General features: G+C 74.6%; 13 protein-coding genes. 4 read left to right on the forward strand and 9 right to left on the reverse strand.

Annotated features, from left to right (window positions below):
- Positions 1–987 (forward strand): C39 family peptidase, encoded by a 987-nt coding sequence (locus tag AB0H75_RS32995; RefSeq protein ID WP_367803215.1) that lies wholly within the window; start codon positions 1–3, stop codon positions 985–987.
- Positions 988–1,063: 76 nt separating this feature from the next.
- Here the strand turns inward: AB0H75_RS32995 and AB0H75_RS33000 are convergent, their stop codons facing one another.
- A complete protein-coding gene (locus tag AB0H75_RS33000) occupies positions 1,064–1,714 on the reverse strand; it encodes a CatB-related O-acetyltransferase (protein ID WP_367803217.1) in 651 nt (216 codons plus the stop codon).
- A gap of 57 nt (positions 1,715–1,771) precedes the next feature.
- Here AB0H75_RS33000 and AB0H75_RS33005 point away from each other — a divergent pair, with 57 nt between their 5' ends.
- On the forward strand, positions 1,772–2,395 hold the full coding sequence (locus tag AB0H75_RS33005) for a TetR/AcrR family transcriptional regulator (protein WP_367803219.1): 624 nt from the start codon (positions 1,772–1,774) through the stop codon (positions 2,393–2,395).
- Between the two features lie 115 nt (positions 2,396–2,510).
- Complete coding sequence (locus AB0H75_RS33010; RefSeq protein WP_367803221.1) at positions 2,511–3,356, forward strand: NPP1 family protein; 846 nt, start codon at positions 2,511–2,513, stop codon at positions 3,354–3,356.
- A 45-nt stretch (positions 3,357–3,401) separates the two neighbouring features.
- Here AB0H75_RS33010 and AB0H75_RS33015 read toward each other — a convergent pair whose 3' ends face one another.
- Genes AB0H75_RS33015 through AB0H75_RS33040 form a run of 6 tightly spaced genes read right to left on the reverse strand, consistent with a single transcriptional unit; the run spans position 3,402 to position 10,209 of the window.
- Positions 3,402–4,634 carry an ROK family protein gene (locus AB0H75_RS33015; RefSeq protein WP_367803223.1) on the reverse strand — a complete coding sequence of 411 codons (1,233 nt, stop codon included), beginning with the start codon at positions 4,632–4,634 and terminating at the stop codon, positions 3,402–3,404.
- 15 nt (positions 4,635–4,649) lie between these two features.
- A complete protein-coding gene (locus AB0H75_RS33020) occupies positions 4,650–6,047 on the reverse strand; it encodes a glycoside hydrolase family 5 protein (protein ID WP_367803224.1) in 1,398 nt (465 codons plus the stop codon).
- 10 nt (positions 6,048–6,057) lie between these two features.
- Positions 6,058–6,882 (reverse strand): carbohydrate ABC transporter permease, encoded by an 825-nt coding sequence (locus AB0H75_RS33025; protein WP_367803226.1) that lies wholly within the window; start codon positions 6,880–6,882, stop codon positions 6,058–6,060.
- Positions 6,869–7,750: a carbohydrate ABC transporter permease gene (locus AB0H75_RS33030; protein WP_367803228.1), complete on the reverse strand. Its 882-nt coding sequence runs from the start codon at positions 7,748–7,750 to the stop codon at positions 6,869–6,871. The genes AB0H75_RS33025 and AB0H75_RS33030 overlap by 14 nt, the downstream gene beginning before the upstream one ends.
- The gene (locus AB0H75_RS33035; RefSeq protein ID WP_367803230.1) at positions 7,747–8,970 is read right to left on the reverse strand and encodes an extracellular solute-binding protein; all 1,224 of its coding nucleotides are present in this window, start codon (positions 8,968–8,970) and stop codon (positions 7,747–7,749) included. Before AB0H75_RS33035 ends, AB0H75_RS33030 begins: the two co-directional genes overlap by 4 nt.
- A gap of 9 nt (positions 8,971–8,979) precedes the next feature.
- Positions 8,980–10,209 carry a family 1 glycosylhydrolase gene (locus AB0H75_RS33040; RefSeq protein ID WP_367803232.1) on the reverse strand — a complete coding sequence of 410 codons (1,230 nt, stop codon included), beginning with the start codon at positions 10,207–10,209 and terminating at the stop codon, positions 8,980–8,982.
- Between the two features lie 107 nt (positions 10,210–10,316).
- Here AB0H75_RS33040 and AB0H75_RS33045 point away from each other — a divergent pair, with 107 nt between their 5' ends.
- On the forward strand, positions 10,317–12,770 hold the full coding sequence (locus AB0H75_RS33045; RefSeq protein WP_367803234.1) for a discoidin domain-containing protein: 2,454 nt from the start codon (positions 10,317–10,319) through the stop codon (positions 12,768–12,770).
- 9 nt (positions 12,771–12,779) lie between these two features.
- Here the strand turns inward: AB0H75_RS33045 and AB0H75_RS33050 are convergent, their stop codons facing one another.
- Both AB0H75_RS33050 and AB0H75_RS33055 read right to left on the reverse strand, forming a co-directional pair.
- Entirely contained in the window at positions 12,780–15,599 is a 2,820-nt protein-coding gene (locus tag AB0H75_RS33050) for a LuxR C-terminal-related transcriptional regulator (RefSeq protein ID WP_367803236.1), read from the reverse strand.
- A gap of 68 nt (positions 15,600–15,667) precedes the next feature.
- Positions 15,668–18,517 (reverse strand): AAA family ATPase, encoded by a 2,850-nt coding sequence (locus tag AB0H75_RS33055; protein WP_367803238.1) that lies wholly within the window; start codon positions 18,515–18,517, stop codon positions 15,668–15,670.
- Between the last annotated feature and the right edge of the window lie 26 nt (positions 18,518–18,543).

An 18,543-nucleotide genomic window follows, 5' to 3' on the forward strand; every position in this document is an offset into this window, starting at 1 on the left:
GTGCGACGAATCCTCCGAAGAACGCTCACCGCGTTGCTCGCGGTCCTGACGGGGGCGACGCTCGCCGTCGTCGCCGTGCCCGCGCTCCCCGCGCAGGCGGGGATCTGGCACGAGTACCCGCCGGCGGCCAACAGGACCTGCAGCGAGTCCCGCGTCCACAACGGCACCGCCTACCAGGTGTGCCTGGAGTTCAACTACGCCCGCACGCAGGTCCGCGCCGTCGCCTTCGTCAACCCGGGCGCGTACACCAACTTCCAGGTCAACCTGCGGCTCTGGTTCGGCGGCAACGGCCCGGACATCTCCGACGCGTGCCCGACGATGACCACCAACGCCAGCAGGGCCTGCTACACCGCGTTCACCGACCTCAGGCGCCCCTACGTCGTCACCGAGGCCAAATTCGGCATCGCCGGGACGTGGCAGCTTCCCGTCCGGGCCCTGGACATGAAGCTGTCCGCCAAGCAGCAGGAGCGGGACAACTGGTGCGGGCCCGGCGTCGTGCAGACCACGCTCGCCACGATCGGGATCTCGGCTCCGCCGCAGTCGGAGCTGGCCGGCAAGCTGCAGACCGACGAGACCCTCTTCGGCGCCACCATGCCGGGCAGGATCCCCGGCGCGATCAACTCCTACATCCCCGACTCCGACTGGCAGTACAAGTGGGAGGAGATCGTCGTCTCCAACGGCCAGACCTATGAGGCGGGCATCAACCGGATCGTCACGTCCCTGTCGCGCGGCAGGCCGGTGATGGTCCTGGTCATCCCGGGCAAGCTGCCCTGGTGGAACTCCTCCACGCCGCTCCTGCGGCACTACGTGACCATCCACGGGTACGGCGGCGCGGTCGGCCCCGACGGGTCCGTACGTCCTTCGACGTTCAAGGTCGCCGACCCCGGGGACGCGAGCGAGCACTCCATCGACGTGGACAAGCTGCTGCTGGACAACGCCAACCTGGCGTGGAACTGGGTCGACACCGTCGCCATCGTGCGCACCTGACCCCGGCCCGGCGAGACGGGGACCACCCGTCCCGCCGTACCCGGCCCGTACGGCGGTGCGACCGGACGGCGGGCCGCTAGGCCCGCGCGGGGGCCGCCTTCTCCAGGTCGTCGACGCCGCCGGACATGATCGTGCGGACGTGCGCGGTGATGTGCTCGACCGGCCAGTCCCACCACGCCAGCGCGAGCAGACGGGCGACGTCGGCGTCGCTGTGGCGGCGACGGATCAGCCGGGCCGGGTTGCCGCCGACGATCCCGTAGTCGGGGACGTCGGCGGTGACCACCGAGCCGGTGGCGACGATCGCGCCGTGCCCGATCCGCACGCCGGGCATCACCGTCACGTCGTTGCCGAACCAGACGTCGTTGCCGACCACGGTGTCCCCGCGGCCGGGCAGGCCGGTGATCAGGTCGAAGTGCTCCGACCACGAACCGCCCATGATCGGGAAGGGGAAGGTCGAGGGGCCGTCCATGCGGTGGTTGGCACCGTTCATGATGAACCGCGTCCCGGCGCCCAGCGCGCAGAACTTCCCGATGACCAGCTTGTCCGGGCCGTAGTGGTAGAGCACGTTGCGGGTCTCGAACGCGGTCGGGTCGTCGGGGTCGTCGTAGTAGGAGTACTCCCCCACCTCGATCAGCGGGGAGGTGACCAGCGGCCGGAGCAGCACCACCCGCGGCTGCCCTGGCATGGGGTGGACCACGTTCGGGTCGGCCGGGATCAGGGTGTTCATGATGTTCGTTCCTCTCCGCGCCGCTTAACGCGACACTGTGTACATTAAGATGGTGACATGACACAGCCCGCCGAGCAAGCCGACAGCCGGCCGCCGCGCCGCCGCCCGGGAGGCCGCACCGGGCGCAACCGCGCGCTGGTGCTCGACGCGGTCCGCGCCGAGCTGGCCGAGCGCGGCTACGACGCGCTCACCCTGGACGCCGTCGCGGCCCGCGCGGGCGTGCACCGCGCGACCGTCTACCGGCGCTGGCGGGACGTCGGCGGCCTGCTCGCCGACCTGCTCGCCGCCACCGGCGACGACGACTGGCAGCCCGAGGACACCGGCTCGCTGGAGGGCGACCTCACGGCGCTCAACCGGGAGAACTTCGCGGCGCTGACCGCCCGGCCGTCGATCGCCGCCGCCCTGCTCGCCGCCTCGTTCCGCTCCGAGGAGGCCGCCCGCGGCCTGCACCGGCTGTGGGCCGACCGGTACACCCGCTGCGAGGTCATCGTCGAGCGGGCCGTGCGGCGCGGCGAGCTGCCGCCGGGCACCGACGCGCGCCGGCTGCTCGTCGCCGCCACCGCGCCGCTCTACCACGAGCTGATGCTGCTGCGCACGCCGCCCGACCCCGGCCTGCCGGACCAGGCGGCCAGAGCCGCGGCCCTGGCCGCCCGGGCGGGCGCCTTCACCCGCCCTTCGTGAGGACGCGCCGCCGCGACGCATCCCGTTGCGTCATTTGACGCATGCCGGCCCCGCCCCTCCGTCCGTACGGTTCTGACAGCAAGCCCTGGCTTTCCGTCCACGGAGGGAACCTCCCATGACCAGCAAGAACGACAGTCCCGTACCCCCGGCGCGGGGCCGCGGGCGGCGGTGGCACGCGGCCCTCGTGGTCGCGCTCGGCGTCTCGGCGACCGTCCTGACCGTCTCGGGCCCCGCCCGCGCCGACGTCCTGCCCCTGTTACCGCAGAACGCCAGCGGCCTGGAGCAGACCTTCTCCCCGGCCCTCGACTACGACAGGGACGGCTGCTACTCCACCGCGGCGGTCACCTCGCCCTACCGGACCAATCCCGGGCTGTCCCCCAGCGGGTCGCCGGACGTCCCCTGCCGCCAGTTCGACCGGCTGCAGAACTCCAACCAGTACGCGCGCGCGAAGTGCAACAACGGCTGGTGCGCGATCATGTACGCCAGCTACTTCGAGAAGGACCAGGACTGCTGGAGCATCCCCGAGACCACGTGCGGGCACCGGCACGACTGGGAGCACGTCATCGTGTGGGTGAACAACAACCAGGCCAGGTACGTCTCGGCGTCGGCGCACGGCAACTGGAACACCCAGCCCGCCTCGAACGTGCGCTTCGACCCGAGCGGCACCCACCCCAAGATCGTCTACCACAAGGACGGCGCGGGCACCCACGCCTTCCGGTTCGCCAACGCCAGTGACGACGCCGTGGAGAACCACACGGGTGGCTGGTTCTACCCGCGCCTGATCGGCTGGCAGGGCTACCCCGGTGCCGCCTCCGGCGACCCGAGCTTCCGCAACGCGTTCGTCTACCACACCGACTTCGGCTCGGCCCACCTGGAGATCGGCACCGCGTCGATGGAGTACCAGCTCGGACGCGCCAAGCCCGCCGGGATCTCCTTCGACCCCGCGGGCTCCTGGAGCTGAGCCCCGCGTCCCGGCCGGGCCCGCCGGACATGGGCCCGCGGGGGCTCACCGGGACATGGGATCGGCGGCGATGAGGGCCTCCAGGGGCAGCAGGGCCGAGCCGGTGGCCACGGCGTCGCCGCCGAACCTGGCGACCCGCAGCTCGAACTGGCTGCCGAGCCGCGCCAGGCTGTACTTCCTGGTGGCCTCGGCGATGCGCTCGCCCAGGGACTCCATGAGCCGCAGCCCGACCCAGCCGCCGATGACGATGCGCTCGGGCCCGGTGAGGTTGACCAGCCCGGCCAGCGCGACGCCGAGGCAGTCGACGACCTCGTCCACGATCGCGCCCGCGGCCGGGTCGCCGGCGTGCGCGTCGGCGATGAGCTTGCCGACGGCGCGCCAGCCGGTGCCCTCGAAGACGCCGCCCGCGGCCCGCCACGCCGACAGGATCGCGTCGGAGCCGATGTACGCCTCCACGCACCCGCGGTTGCCGCACCGGCACGGCCGGCCGCCTCGCTCGATCATCGTGTGCCCCCACTCCCCCGCGCTGGAGTGGGCGCCGAACAGCAGCTGCCCGCCGGTGACGATGCCCAGCCCGACGCCCCGGCCGAGCAGGGCGATCACCGCGTGGGCCGCGCCGCGGGCGCTGCCGAACCAGTGCTCGGCCCTGGCCTGCATCTTGGCGCCGTTCTCCGCGAGGACCGGGATGCGCCCGACGTCGCACAGCGCCGACACCGGGACGGGCGGCCACCCCAGGCTCTGGGCGTAGAGGGTCTGGCCGCCGTCGGGGGCGGTCTCCACGACGCCGGGCAGGCCGAGGCCGATGCCGAGCAGGGTCGGCCAGCGCTCGGCGTTGCGCTCGCGCAGCGCCACCAGGGCCTCCTGGATGTCCGCGCCGATCCGCTCGGGGTCCTCCTCCTCGGCGCCGCCGCGGAACTCCAGGTCGATCCGGTTCATCGCCAGGTCGAACATCTGCACGGCCACGCCGCGCTCGCCGATGTCGGCGCCGATGGTGATCGCGCTCTCGGCCCGCGGCCCGATGAGCGTGATGGGCCGGCCGCCGCGCGAGGAGATCGAGCCGCGCTCCTCCACCAGCCCGGCGGTGATCAGGTCGGTGACGAGGTTGGCCGCCGAGGCCACGGACAGGCCGGTCTCCCGGGCGAGGGCGGCCCTGGTGGTCTCCTGGGCGAGGATCACGTGCTTGAGGGCCAGGGCCCGGTTGCGTTGCCGGAGGGTGGTGACGGTGGACACCTCGGGCAGGGTGAGCGGGATCCGGCCACCGCCGGGCACGACACTCATGGGTCCTCGATCGTATCAGCCGGTGACGGTCACGTTCAGGGCGCGGAGCTGGGCCGTTCTGCTCGCGCGGGCCACCAGGCGGCCGTCCCGCCACGCGATGTCGAACGCCTCCGGCTCGTCGGCGTCGGCCTGCCAGCCGCCCGGCCGCCGCTCCAGGGGGAAGTGCAGCTCCTCCCCCGCGCGGACGGTCACCGCGAACAGCTCCTCGGAGGTGTACGGGCCCGTCCGGTGCCACATGCCGTCGGCGGCCCGCCCGGCGAAGCGGTCGCGCGGCTCCGGGGAGCCGTCGGTGAACCCCCAGGCCGGGATGCGCAGCGGGGCCCGCCCGAAGGCGGCGTTGACGATCTCGGGTCTGGGCCGGCAGGCGTCCAGGGCGACGGCGCCGAGGTATTCCTGGAGGATCTCCCAGGCGGTCCCGGCGCTCACCGGGGCCGCCGGGTCGGCGATCAGCCCCCAGCGCGCGGGCGGGACGGCGGAGACGGGAGAGGTCAGCGTGTCGAGCTTCTTCCACGGCCACAGGTTCCAGCCGATGTCGTGCCGCTCGTAGAGCCGGTGCATGGTGTAGATCCACTCGGGGGCGTTCTCTCCCCCTTCCCCCATGTAGATGGGCAGGCCGAGCCGGTCGCGGGCGTCCAGGTAGGGCTGGATGCTCGAACGGTCGGGCGGGCACCAGTAGCGGTGGAACGACAGCGCCGAGTTGGGATCGATGATGTCGGTGAAGATGGACCAGTTCGTCGCCCAGTGCGAGCCCTCGTAGACGATGAGGTGGTGCGGGTCCACGGCGCGGATCGCCGCCGTCAGGTCGTGGTAGAGCTGGAGCAGCTCGGTGGCGTACACGTGCTGCCACTCGTTCGGCAGGGGCTCGTTGAGCAGGTCGTACCCGAGGACGGTGGGGTCGTCGCGGTAGCGGCGGGCGATCTCCCGCCACAGCTCGACCGTCCGGGCGCGGTGGCCGTCGTCCATGAACAGCTCGGGCCGGCCGCGCGGGGAGTCGTCGATGTTGGTGCCGGTCTGGCCGCCCGGGGCTGCGTGCAGGTCGAGCAGCACCCGGAGCCGGTGTGCCGCGCACCAGCCGATCAGGTCGTCCACGCGCGCGAGGTCCAGGTCGCGGGCGTTGAGCGGGAGCCTGACGTGGTCGAAGCCCAGGGCGGCGATGGCGGCGACGTCCCGCTCGGTGACGAAGACGTCGCGGAAGCGGCGCCAGAACAGGGCGGCGCGCTCGGCGCCGACCAGCGCCGCGACGTGCCGCTCTATCTGGCGGGGCGAGCTCGTCTCGTCACCGAACTTCCACATGTAGCCCTCGGGCAGCAGCCAGTTGCCGAGGCCGACGCCGCGCAGCCGTACGGGGACGCCCGCGCCGTCGACCAGCCGGGCGCCCTCGGCGCGGACGAAGCCGGTGAAACGAGTGGTCATGGAACCTGCCTCACGTGAGTCCTGACAGGGTGAACCCCCGGACGATGTGGCGCTGGAAGAGGACGAACACGATCAGGACGGGCACGACCATCAGGCTCGCGCCCGCCATCTGGAGGGACGGGTCGGTGGCGATCTGCTGGTTCAGCAGCGACACGCCGACCGACAGGGTGTAGAGCCGGTCGTCGCCGGCGATGACCAGCGGCCAGAGGAAGCTGTTCCAGCCGGCGATGAAGGCGAGCACCAGCTGCACGGCCACGACGGGCCTGGACAGCGGCAGGACGATGCGCCAGAAGACGCGTGCCTCGCCCGCCCCGTCGATGCGGGCCGCCTCGATCATCTCGGCGGGGATGGTGGACATGAACTGCCGGAACAGGAACACCCCGAACCCCGACACCAGCGAGGGCAACGCGACGCCGACCAGGGTGCCGGTCAGCCCGACGCCGTCGAGCAGGAGGTAGGTGGGGATCATGGTGACCTGTACGGGGATCATCATCGTGGTCAGGACCAGGAGGAACAGGGCGGAGCGCCCGCGGAAGCGGTAGGTGGCGAAGCCGTGCCCGGCCATCGCCGCCAGCACCACCCCCGCCATGCCGATCGCGACCACGACGAGGGTGTTGACCAGGTAGCGGCCGAAGTCGAGCTCGCCGAACAGCGTGCCGAAGTACCGCAGGGTCGGCTCCCTCGGGAGGAGGGCCGGCGGGGACGCGACCGTCTCCGGGCGCGGCTTGACCGAGCCGAGCAGCATCCACAGGAACGGAAAGGCCGTCACCAGGGCGCCGAGGCCCAGGACGGCTCCGATGAGCGCGGTCAGCCCGCGCGAGCTAGTGTCTCGCATCGGCCCGCCGCCCGCGGAGCTGGAGGAGGGTGAAGCCGGAGATGACCACCAGGAGCACCACCGTCCCCGCGCCGGCGTAGCCGAACCGGCCGGCGGAGAAGCCCTCCTGGTAGAGGAACAGGGAGACGCTCGTGGACGCGCCGAGCGGCCCGCCCCTGGTGAGCACGAACGGCTCGTCGAAGAACTGCAGCCAGCCGATGGTCGTGGTGACGGTGACGAAGAGGATCGCGAAGCGCAGCAGCGGGAGCACGATGGAGACGGTCCTGCGCAGCTCCGACGCGCCGTCGAGGGCGGCGGCCTCCAGGTACTCGCGCGGGATGGCCCGCAGCGCGGCCAGGAAGATGACGATGTTCAGCCCGGTGCCGCGCCAGATGGCCACGAGCGCCACCGAGAGCTTCACCACGACCGGGTCGGTGAGCCAGCGCACCGGCCCCAGCCCGGCCAGCGACAGCAGGTGGTTCAGCAGGCCGAACTGGGCGTTGTAGAGGTAGCCCCAGACCAGGGAGACGGCGACGATCGCGGTGACGGCCGGCACGAAGTAGAAGGCCCGCAGCGCCCGGAAGAAGGGGTGGTCGCTCCTGTTGAGCAGCAGCGCGACGGCGAGCGAGACGGCGACCACGCTGGGCACGCCGACCAGCGCGAAGGCGCCGGTGTTGGCCAGCGCCTGCCAGAAGGCGGGGTCGGCCATCAGCTCGCGGTAGTTCTCGGGGCCGACGAAGCGGATCAGGAGCGGGTCGGCCAGGCCCGCCAGGTCGAGGTCGGTGAAGCTGACCCCCAGGGCCAGTGCCAGGGGGAGCGTCCCGAAGGCCAGCAGCAGGAGCGCCGCCGGGGCGATGAAGGCGTAGGGGGCGAGGGCGGCGGCTCTCATGGGCGGGCCGCGGTGCCGCCGGTCGCCGCGTACAGCGCGCGCAGGGCGCCTTCGCGGTCGGCTCCGGTCAGGACGATCGAGTTCAGCGCGTCGAGGAGTGCCTTGCCGGTGTCGCCGTCCCAGTCGGGCACCGGTGGCAGGGGCCGGGCGTCCCGCAGCTGCCGGGAGTAGACCGCCACGAGCGGGTCGGCGGCGAGCGCGGCGTCGTCGAGGGCGGCCTTCACGGCGGGGAGCTGGCCGCTGAGCCGGTACCACGCCACCTGGGTGCTCGGCTCCGACAGGTAGTCCAGCAGCCGCAGGGCGTCCTCCTTCCGGCCGCCGGCGCGCCAGACGCCGAGGGCCGAGCCCGCCAGCAGGGAGGTGTGGGCGTGGCCGCCGGGGACCGGGGCGGCCCACCACCTGCCCTTGAGCTGCGGCGCGGCCGACTCGATCGCGTCGGCCAGGTAGGGTCCGGAGACCAGCATGGGGGTGGCGCCGGTGACGAACCCCTGGACCTGGTCGAAATCGGCGTCGGTGGGCACGCTGCCGTCGGCGTAGAGGCCGAGGTAGGTGTCGACGGCCCGGTGGAACTCCGGGGTGTCGAAGTCGATCTTCCCGTTCCCGTCGACGATCTCGCCGCCCCGGGTCCAGGTCATGATGACGGGCAACGTGTTGTCCCACTGCGGGATGTGGTAGCCGAAGGCGCCCCCGCCCCGCGCGGCCAGCGTCCTGGCCGTGGCGCGCAGCTCCTCCCAGGTCGCCGGAGGGCGGGTGATGCCCTGCGCGGCGAGGATGTCGCGGCGGTAGAACAACACGCGGGTGTCGCTCACCCAGGGCACGCCCGCCGCGGTCCCGTCGCCCGCGAGGCCGTCCAGGAAACGGGCCGCGGCCAGGTTGGGGTGCCCGTCCAGCGTCCGGCGGTCGAGGCGCAGCAGGGCGCCGGAGGCGGCGAAGGCGCGTAACTTGGACAGGCCGATCTGCAGGACGTCGGGGCCCTTGCCGGAGGCGACGGCGGTGGTGAACTTCTGGTCGATCGAGTTCCACGGGACGGCCACCGCGTCCACCCTGACGCGGGTCCTGGCGGTGAACGTGCTGACGAGTTGCTGGAAGCGGGCCGATCCGTCGCCCATGATCCAGACGGTGAGCTCCCGGCCGGCGGCCGGCGGGGAGGTCGAGCAGGCGGCGAGCGCGACGAGGCTCGCCGCGAGGGGCGTGGCCAGCGCCCGGCGAGGCTTTCTCATGGAGACCTCTCAAGCTGCGGGTACGGAGTCCATCGCGAGGACGGGGTCGTGGTACCAGGGCGTGCTGAGCTGAGGTGCGCGTTCCCGCGTACGGTAATCGACGTAGAGCACGCCGTGCCGTTCGCCGTACCTCTCGGTCCATGCGGAGTCGTCCGTGGACGACCGGATGAAACAACCTCGTACGTCCACTCCGTCGGCCAGCGCCCGGGCGGCGGCGGCGAGGTCGCCGCCGAGCCGGGCGGCGCGTTCCCCGGGCCCCGGAGCGGTCCCGCCGGGGCGGGTGGTGCCGCTCTCGGTCATGTACAGCGGCAGCGGCGTGAACTCGGCCGCCATCCGCGTCAGCACCGCGTGCGTGGGGCCCGCCCCCGCCTCCGCCCCCGTCTCCGCCTCCGCCGGCTGCTCGCCCGCCTCGAACGGCGCTCCCGGATCGTGGCGGGCGATCGACGGCCTGCTCAGGGCGACGCCGGCGAAGTCGGTGGGCGTGCTGATGACCTCCAGGTCGCCGGTGCGCACCAGCGCCCACAGGCCGGTCGGGTCCACGCAGTCGAGCACCTCGGTGCTGTAGCGGCCGTGGTAGATCGGGTCCAGGAAGAGGCGGTTGGCGACGGCGTCCAGCCGCCTGGCCGCCGCCCGGTCGGGCGCGGAGTCGCCGGCCGCGACGATGTCGGTGACCCGGTTGGCGGCGCCGACCACGGCGCCGGGCGCGGCCTCGCGGACGGCGAGCGTGGCCAGGCCGTGCGCCAGGCACAGGTGGTACGCGGCGGCCACGGCGTCGTCCGGGTTCCGGCGGCCCGGGGCGCGGGCCCCTCGCCCGTGCCCGAGGAACGCCGGGCGCCACGGCTCGCTCACCGTGATCCAGTGGCTCACGAGGTCGCCGAGCGCGGCGGCCGTACGGCGGGCGTAGCCCGCGAACGACACGGCGGTCTCCCGCTCGGTCCAGCCGCCCCGGGCCTCCAGCTCGCCCGGCGGGTCACCGTGGCACAGGCTGACGAAGGGCTCGATGCCCCGGGCCCGCAGCCCGCCCAGCAGGTCGCGGTAGCGCCGCACCGCGTGCGGGCTCAGCTCCCCGCGCCCGGCCGGTTGCAGGCGCGGCCACGACACCGGCAGCCGGTAGGCGGTCACCCCCAGCGCGGCGAGCACGTCGAGGGCGGCCTCCCACCGGTGGGGGTCGTCCGCAGGGCCGGGTCTCCATGGGGACGTGGCGGGGAGGGCGTCGGCGTCGGTTCGTACGGGCCTCACGGTCGCCACCTCCCGGGAAACTCTTAACAATTGGCTTAGGCTAAGCCATAGACAAAGGGGTGGCAAGGGCGGAGCATCGAGGGCGGCAACCCACGGAGGAGGGTGACATGATCTCTCGATGGCGGGCCGCGGCCCTGACGCTCACGATCGCCGCGGGAAGCCTGATCGCGCTCGCCGGACCGGCCGCCGCCCTCGGATCGGCCGACTTCCTCAAGGTCAGCGGCTCGGTGCTGAAGAACGCCGCGGGAACGGGCGCCACCGTCAGCCTGCGCGGCACCAACTTCGGCGGCTGGCTCACCCACGAGGACTGGATGTCCCCTCTGGGGGAGTTCGCGCTCAGCAGGAACGGCTGGAGCGCCACCGCCTCCGCGGGCACCGCCGCCAACGCCCTGGACGGCGACGGCACCACCCGCTGGACCACCGGCGCCCCGCAGAACGGCTCCGAGTGGTTACGCGTCGACCTGGGCGCGCTCTCGCGCTTCGACCGCGTCGCCTTCGACCACACCCGCTTCGGCGCGGGCGAATACCCCCGCGCGTTCCAGATCGACGTCTCCCCCACCGGCGGCTCCGGCACCTGGACGAACGTCTACCTCGGGACGGGCAGCGCCACCGGCACCGTCACCACGGCCACGTTCGCCCCGGTCACCGCCCGCTACCTCAAGGTCAAGCAGAACGCCACCGCGGCCGACCCGTGGTCGGTCGGCGAGTTCAACGTGTTCAACGACGCCGCGTCCTTCGACCGCACCCAGTGGACCGCGACCGCCTCCACGGGCGTGGACGTCCCGAACATGATCGACGGCACCGTCACCACGCGCTGGAAGAGCGGCGCGGACCAGGTGCCCGGCATGTGGGTGCAGCTCGACCTGGGCGCGCGGATGACGATCAACAACGTCACGCTCGACACGGAGAAGAACACCACGGCCGAGGAGGACTACCCGCGCGGCTACACCGTCCAGCTCTCGGACGACGGATCCGCCTGGACGCAGGTGGCCTCGGGCACCGGGACGGTCAAGGCCACCAACGTCAGCTTCCCCGCCGCCGCGGGCCGCTACGTCCGCGTCACCCAGACCGGCACCGGCGACAAGTGGTGGTCGATCGGCGAGCTGTCGGTCGCGCTCAACCACGACGACTACGACCTCCAGCTCACGCTGAACCAGCGCTTCGGCGCGAGCGGCGCGCAGGCGATCCGCGACGCCCACGAGGACACCTGGATCACCGCCGCCGACCTCGACGCCGTGGACGCGATGGGCCTCACCTACGTCCGCCTGCCCATCGGCTGGACGACCCTGCTCAACACCGACGGCACCTGGAAGCCCGACCCCTGGGAAAAGATCGACTGGCTGGTGGACGAGCTGTCGGACCGCGGCATCTACACCCTGCTCGACCTGCACACCGTCCCCGGCGGCGGCTGCCCGTGGGCGAGCTGCGGCCGGATCGGCCCCAACCCCAACGGCTTCTGGGGCACGCCGGCCTACCAGGACTGGGTGGAGGACATCTGGGAGGCCATCGCCGCCCGGTACGAGGGCAACCCGGCCGTGGCGGGCTACGACCTGATCAACGAGCCGCTCCTGGACTTCAACGAGGACGGCGACGACGTCGCCAGGAAGAGCGCCTACTACGACCGGCTCTACGACGCCGTACGCGCCGTCGATCCCGACCACGTCATCGTCCTGGGCGCGTTCTTCGGCTACAACGCCATCGCACCGCCCTCCACCTACGGCTGGACCAACGTCGTCTACCAGCTCCACCCCTACGACATGCCGAACGCCACGAACTGGACCGCCCAGAACCAGCTCGTCACCGACCGGCTCAACGCCCTGCCCGGCCTGCTGGCCGCCCCCGGGGTCCCCGTCCTGTTCGGCGAGTACTGCCTCTACTACTACGACGACGTGTGGGCACGCTGGATGGCCGGGCTCAACGCCCAGCAGCAGTCCTGGTCGAACTGGGCCTACAAGACCAGGGGAGGCGACGACGACGGCCAGGGCTACTGGGGCATGTACCACGACCGGCCCGCCCCCCTCCCCGTGATCAACAGTGACGGCTCCGCCACCTTCGTGGAGAAGCTCCAGCGCTTCGCGACCAGCACCTTCACCCGGAACGAGCGGCTGGTGGCGACCATCGCCAGATACGCCGGCGGCCTGTCGACCTTCAACCCGGTCGCCGTCCCCAGGACCGGCTGGACGGCCACCGCCTCGGGCACGGGCGGCAGCGGAACGTTGTCGGGCGGCATCGACGGCAACAGCGCGACCAAGTGGAACAGCGGCGCCGACCAGGTGCCCGGCCAGTGGTACCGCATCGACCTGGGCACCGTACGGACGGTCGCCATGGTGACGGTGCAGACGCCGGCGGCCTCGGCCGCGACCGACTACATGCGCGGCTACCGGCTGGAGTTCTCCACCGACGGCACCACCTGGACCACGGTCGGGACCGGGGCGGGGTTCGGCTGGAAACGCCCGATCTCCGTCACCCCGCAGAGCACCAGGTACGTGAGGATCACCCAGACCGGGACGTCCGACCACTGGTGGTCCATCGACGAGGTCACGATGTACTCGTCCTATTGAGTACTCGTCCTATTGAGTACTCGTCCTGTTGACCAGCAGGTCCGGCAGCTCGGCCCGCGAGGTCACGCCCAGCTTGGGGAACGTCCTGGACAGGTACGTGCTCACCGTCCTCGGCGACAGGTGCAGCTCGGCCCCGATCTGCCGGTTCGACAGCCCGGCCGCGGCCAGCCGGGCGATCTCCAGCTCGCGCGGCGACAGCATGGCGGCGGGGTCGGCCCGCCGGTCCCCCCCGGCCCCCTCGGCGTCGGCCCAGAACGGGGCGCCGAGCAGGCCGAGGGTGACCCGCGCCCGGTCGAGCAGCGCCGCCGCCTCCGCGCCGCGGCGCTCGCGGCGCAGCCGGGCCGCGTAGGCGACCTCGACCCCGACCCGGATCAGCGGCCAGCGCGCCAGGTCGTGGCCGAGCGCGTCCAGGAACAGGGACTCGGCCGCCGCGTCGTCGGCCACCACGGCACGCGCGTAGGGGAGCTGGACGTGCAGCAGCGGGGCCGGCGCCAGGCGGGCGACCTCCTCCAGCGTGGCCAGCACGGCGCGGGCCCGGCCCACCCGCTCGCCGGCCACCGCCGCGGCGAAGAACGGCATGACGGCGGCGAAGGACGCCCTGCCCAGCTCGCGAGCGGGCTTGTCGAGCAGCGGCAGCAGCTCCTCGTAGGCCCGCTCGTGCCGCTTGGCGGCCAGCCAGCCCAGGCCCCGGGCCAGCCGTACCCCGGCCACCAGGTCGGAGCGGCGGCTGCCGTCGGCCCTGAGCGCGAGCTTCAGCGCGCGCTCGGTCTCCCCGCGCAGCCCGGCGGCGACCGCCTCCGCCGCCGTCAGCGTGTCCGCCCAGGTGGGCCGGCAGGTCTCGGACAGCACCCGGCGGGCCTGCTCCGTCGCCCGGGTGACCGCGTTCCAGTCGCCGAGCAGGGACAGGTTCACCGCCCGCAGGACGAGCACCTCGGCCAGCGGGCCCGGCCGGCCCTGGGCACGCAGGCCGGCCTCGGCCCGGCCGAGCAGCGCGACGGCCCTGACCGGATCGCCGACGGCGTGCGCCGCCAGCCCGAGCAGGCGGAGGCCGTCCTCGTCGGGGAGGTCGGCCACCGCCGCCGTCGCGGGCAGCCGCTCGGCCACCTCGCGGTTCCTGAGCACGGGCTCGGCCAGCGCGAGCGCCGCCAGGCAGCGGGCGTCGGCCCGGCCGCCGGGGATCGCCCGGCCCAGCGCGTCGGCGGTCCCGGCCACCAGCCGCTGCGCGATCGGGCCCGGCGCGGTGCGCTGGACGCGTTGCGCGGCGCCGAGCAGCAGGTCGAGCGCGAGGCCGGGGTCGCCGGCCGCGACCCGCTCGGCCGTGGCGCACAGGCGCGCCACCCGGGCCGGGTCAGGACTGGTGTCCTCCTCGGAGACGTCGCGCAGCCACTCCAGCCTGATCCGCTCCCCGGCGGGCAGGCCGGCCCGCTCGGCCGCGTCGAGGAGGTCGCGCACCACGTGCGGCTGCCCGAGCTCCTGGGCGTACCGCGCGGCGTGCAGCAGCCGCCTGCCGCGCGCCTCCTGGTCGCCGGTGAGCCTGGCCGACAGCTCCAGCCCTTGGACGAGGAGCGCGACGCCGCACCGGCGCGACGCGACCGACCCGACGTCCGCCAGCACATCGGCCGGCTCACCGGCCGGCTCACCGGCCGACGGGCCGACCGACGGGCCGACCGACGGGCCGGCCGGGGCAGCGGTGGCATGGGCGAGGTGCCAGGCGCGCCGGTACGGCTCGCCGCGCAGCACCTGTGCCAGTGCCGCGTGCGCGGCGCGCAGGCGGTCCCGGGTCTCGGCGCGCAGGACGGCCGAGCGTACGACGGGATGGCTGAAGCGCAGGCCGATGCCCTCCAGCCCGACCAGGTCGGCCGCGGCGTCCAGGACGTCCACCGCGACCGCGTGCCCGGCCAGGACGGCGGCCGCGGCGAGGATCTCCGGCAGGTCGCCCACCTGGTCGGCGGCGGCGACGAGCAGGGTGTCCCTGGCGTCGCGCGGCAGCGCGGCGAGCCCTCCGGCGAAGGCGTCCGCCAGGCGGCCGGTCACCCGGGGCGGCGTCCAGGAGTCGGACGGGCCGCCGTCGCGCCAGGCGCGGGGCAGCTCGGTCAGGGCGAGGGGGTTGCCCCGGGCGGTGCGCAGGATGCACTCGCGTGCCGTGACCGTCGCCCCTGGCGCGTGGCGTCGCACCAGCACGCGGGCGGCCTCGTCGTCGAGCGGGGACAGCTCCAGCACGGGCAGGCCGAGCCGCGGCGCGGCGCGGGTGCCCGGCGGGCGCACCGCCTCGATCAGGACGACGGCGTCGTGGCCCAGCCGCCGGCCCACGAAGCCGAGCACCTCCGCGGTGGGCCCGTCGAGCCGGTCGGCGTCGTCCACCGCCAGGACCACCGGACGCCGGGACGCGGCCGCCGCCAGCAGGTGCAGCGTGGCCATCCCGACCGCGTAGGGCTGCGGCGGGCCGGCGGCCCTCCCGCGCGCGGTCTCCCCGTGCGCGGTCTCCCCGTGCGCGGCCTCCCCGCCCGGGGCCTCCCCGCCCGGGGCCTCCCCGCGCATGGCGTCGAGCACGGCGCGCGGTGGCCCGGTCAGGGCCGCCAGCGCGCCGGCGAGCGGGGCCAGCAGCTCGCGCAGCCCCGAGTACGGCGTGCCGCCCGGCACCCCGGTGACGGCCGACACCAGCGCGCCCGCCGACCCGGCCCGCTCGGCCACGACCCGCAGCAACGTGCTCCTGCCGATGCCCGGCTCGCCGGCCAGCACGATCGTGCCCCCGGCCGCCGGCAGCCGGTCCAGGAGCTCGCCCACCACGGCCAGCTCGCGATCCCGCCCCAGGAGGCTCGTGCCGCGCATCGCACTCCCCTCGTCGCCGCCTGCCCTCGATCGTACGTACGCGCGGCCCGGGTGGCATGCGTCCCGCCTCAACCGCCGGGCTCGTCCGCCGCGAGCCGCTCCAGCCGCGCCGCGAGCTGGGCCCTGGCCGTGATGCCGAGCTTGGGGAAGAGCCGGTACAGATGGCTGCCGACCGTCCGTGGCGACAGGAACAGCCGCCTGCCGATCTCCTTGTTCGACAGGCCCTGCGCCGCCAGGCGGGCCACCCGCAGCTCCACGGGCGACAACGCGTCCAGCGCGCGAGGCCGCGGCTCGTCCGCCGGCTCGCCCGCCGCCCGCAGCTCGGAACGCGCCTGCTCGGCCCAGGCGCCGGCCCCGATGAGGCCGAAGGCGACCTGGGCGGAGCGCAGCGGCAGGCGGGCCTCGGCCGCGCGCCGCCGCCGGCGCAACCAGCCGCCGTGAGCGAGCTCCACCTTGGCGCGGACGAGCGGCCAGCGGCTCAGGTCGTGGCCGAGCGCCGCGCCGTACAGCCGCTCGGCGGCGTCGTCGGTGTCGGCGAGCACGGCCCGCGCGTACAACAACTGCGCGTGCAGCAGGGGCGCGGGCGTGACGAGCGCCACCCGCTCCAGCCCGGCCACGACCTGCCGCGCCTCGGCGGCCCGGCCGCTGAGCAGCGCGGACTCGGCGAAGAAGAGCAGCCCGCCGAACGACTCGCGCCGGTGGTGGCCGGGGTCGGCCGGGTCGTACAGCCGGCGCAGCACGTGGAAGGCCCGCTCGTGCTCGCCGGTCACCAGCCGGGCGATGCCGCGCGCCAGCACCGCCCAGCTCAGCAGGGCGGCCAGCCGGCCCGGCGCGGCCGCCGCCTCCACCGCGCCCGCCAGCTCCACGGCGCGCTCGCTCTCGCCGCGCAGCGCGCACCGGACGGCGAGCCGGGCGGTCGAGCCCGCCGCCCACAGGGGCTGGCCGCTGCCGGTCGCCACCCGGTGCGCCTCCTCGGCCGCCGTGCCGGCCCGGTCCCACTCGCCCATGAGGAGGCAGCCGCCGGCCTGGAGGGTGAGCGCCTGCGCGAGCAGGCCGAGGCGACCTTCCTCGCGCAGGCGCAGCTCCGCCCTGCTCAGCAGGTCCGCGGCCCTGGGCAGGTCGCCGATCGCGTACGCGGCCTGGCCGAGCAGGCACAGCGCGACCCCGTCCAGGGCACTGGCCGGCGGGATCGCCGAGAGCCGGCCGGAGACCGCCGCGCCGCGCAGGACCGGCTCCGCCAGCGCGACGGCCACGACCTGGCGGGCCACGCTCCTGGAGGCGGTCATGGCGGGGTTCTCCGGAAGCATGGCGGGGCTCCCTGAAGGCATGGCGGGGTGCTCCGGAGGTGTCCTGGCGCTCGTCCCGGTGGCGAGCAGGGCGTCGGCCGTCGCGGTGACCTCCGCTCTGGCCCGCGGCCCCGGGTCGGCCCACCAGCAGCGCAGCGCGGCGCCGTGCAGCAGGTTGAGCGCGAGATCGGCGTCGGACGAGCCCGCCGCCCGCCGGGCCGCCGCGCACAGCTCCAGCACCCGCCCGGCGTCCCCGGGCACCCCGTCGCCGGAGATCTCCCTCAGCCACTCCAGCCTGGCCCGGTCCAGCCCGGACAGCTCGCCCCCCGCCGCCTCGCCCAGCAACCGGGAGACCAGCTCCGCCTGTCCCAGCCCGAACGCGTGCTCGGCGGCCAGCAGCAGCCTGCGCCGCCGCGCCACGGGATCGGTGGTCAGCTGCGCCGAGCGCTCCAGCCCCTGGACGGCCGCGGCCACCGCGCCACGCCGCAGCGACACCGCGACGCCGGCCGCCAGCTCGTCGGCGATCGGGTCGTCAGGGCCGAGCACCGACTGGGCCCGGTGCCAGGAGCGGCGGCAGGGGTCGCCGGCCGGCGCCCGCGCCAGCGCGGCGTGCGCGGCCAGCCTACGTCCCAGCGGCTCGGCCTGGAGGACGGCCGGCCGGAGGAGCGGATGGCGAAAGCGCAGGCGCGTGCCGTCCAGCCGCAGCAGCCCGGCCTCGACCGCGGCGTCGAAGACGGTCGCGGTGAGCGGGACGCCCGCCAGGTCGGCCGCGGCGGCCAGGAGCTCCGACAGGTCGTCGCCGTGAGCGGCCGCCGCGACGAGGACGGCGTCCCTGGTCGCGGGCGGCAGCGTGGCGAGCCGGTCGGTGAGAGCGCGTTCCAGCCGCGCCGGCAGCGCCCCGGACCGGGCGGCGCCGGGGCCTTCGCCCGTCAGCGCCGCGTCGCCGAGCTCGACCAGGGCCAGCGGGTTGCCCCTGGCCGCGCCGACGATCCTCTCCCGGCCGGCGGTGCCGAGCCCGGCGGCCCGGCCGGCCAGCAGCCGCCCGGCCGAGGCGTCGTCCAGCCCGGTGAGCGGCAGCTCGGGAAAGCCCCCGGCGGTGAACGGGCCCGCGTGGCCGTCGCGTACCGTGCCGATGATCAGGACCGGGTGCGGGCCGGTCCGGTGGGCGGCGAAGGCCAGTGCCTGCTGGGAGGGCTCGTCCAGCCAGTGCAGGTCGTCGACGGCCGCGACCACCGCGTGCTGCCCGGCCAGCCCGGCCAGCCCGGCCAGCCCGGCCAGCAGCTCCAGCAGCGCCAGGCCGGCGCGGAACGGCTCGGGCGGCGCGCCGTCGCCGAGCCTCCGCAGCAGGGCCGCCGCCTCGGGGACGGGCGAGCGGCCCGGCCCGTGGACCACCGGCCACAGCAGCCGGTGCAACCCGGCGTACGGCAGCCCGGCCTCGGACTCCACCCCGGCCGCGCGCAGGACGCGGCAGCCTGCCGCGTGCGCGCCCTCCTCCGCCGCCGCCAGGAGCGCGGTCCTGCCGATGCCCGGCTCGCCCCTGATCACCAGCGTGCCTCCCGTGCCGGGCAGCCGCCCCAGGAGGGCGGCGAGAGCCGCCAGCTCGGCGTCCCTGCCCACAAGACCCGTTTCCATGGCTCCTCCCAGGGCGGGCGGCGACA

The sequence above is a fragment of the Nonomuraea sp. NPDC050783 genome (assembly GCF_040802095.1).
Lineage (GTDB): Bacteria > Actinomycetota > Actinomycetes > Streptosporangiales > Streptosporangiaceae > Nonomuraea.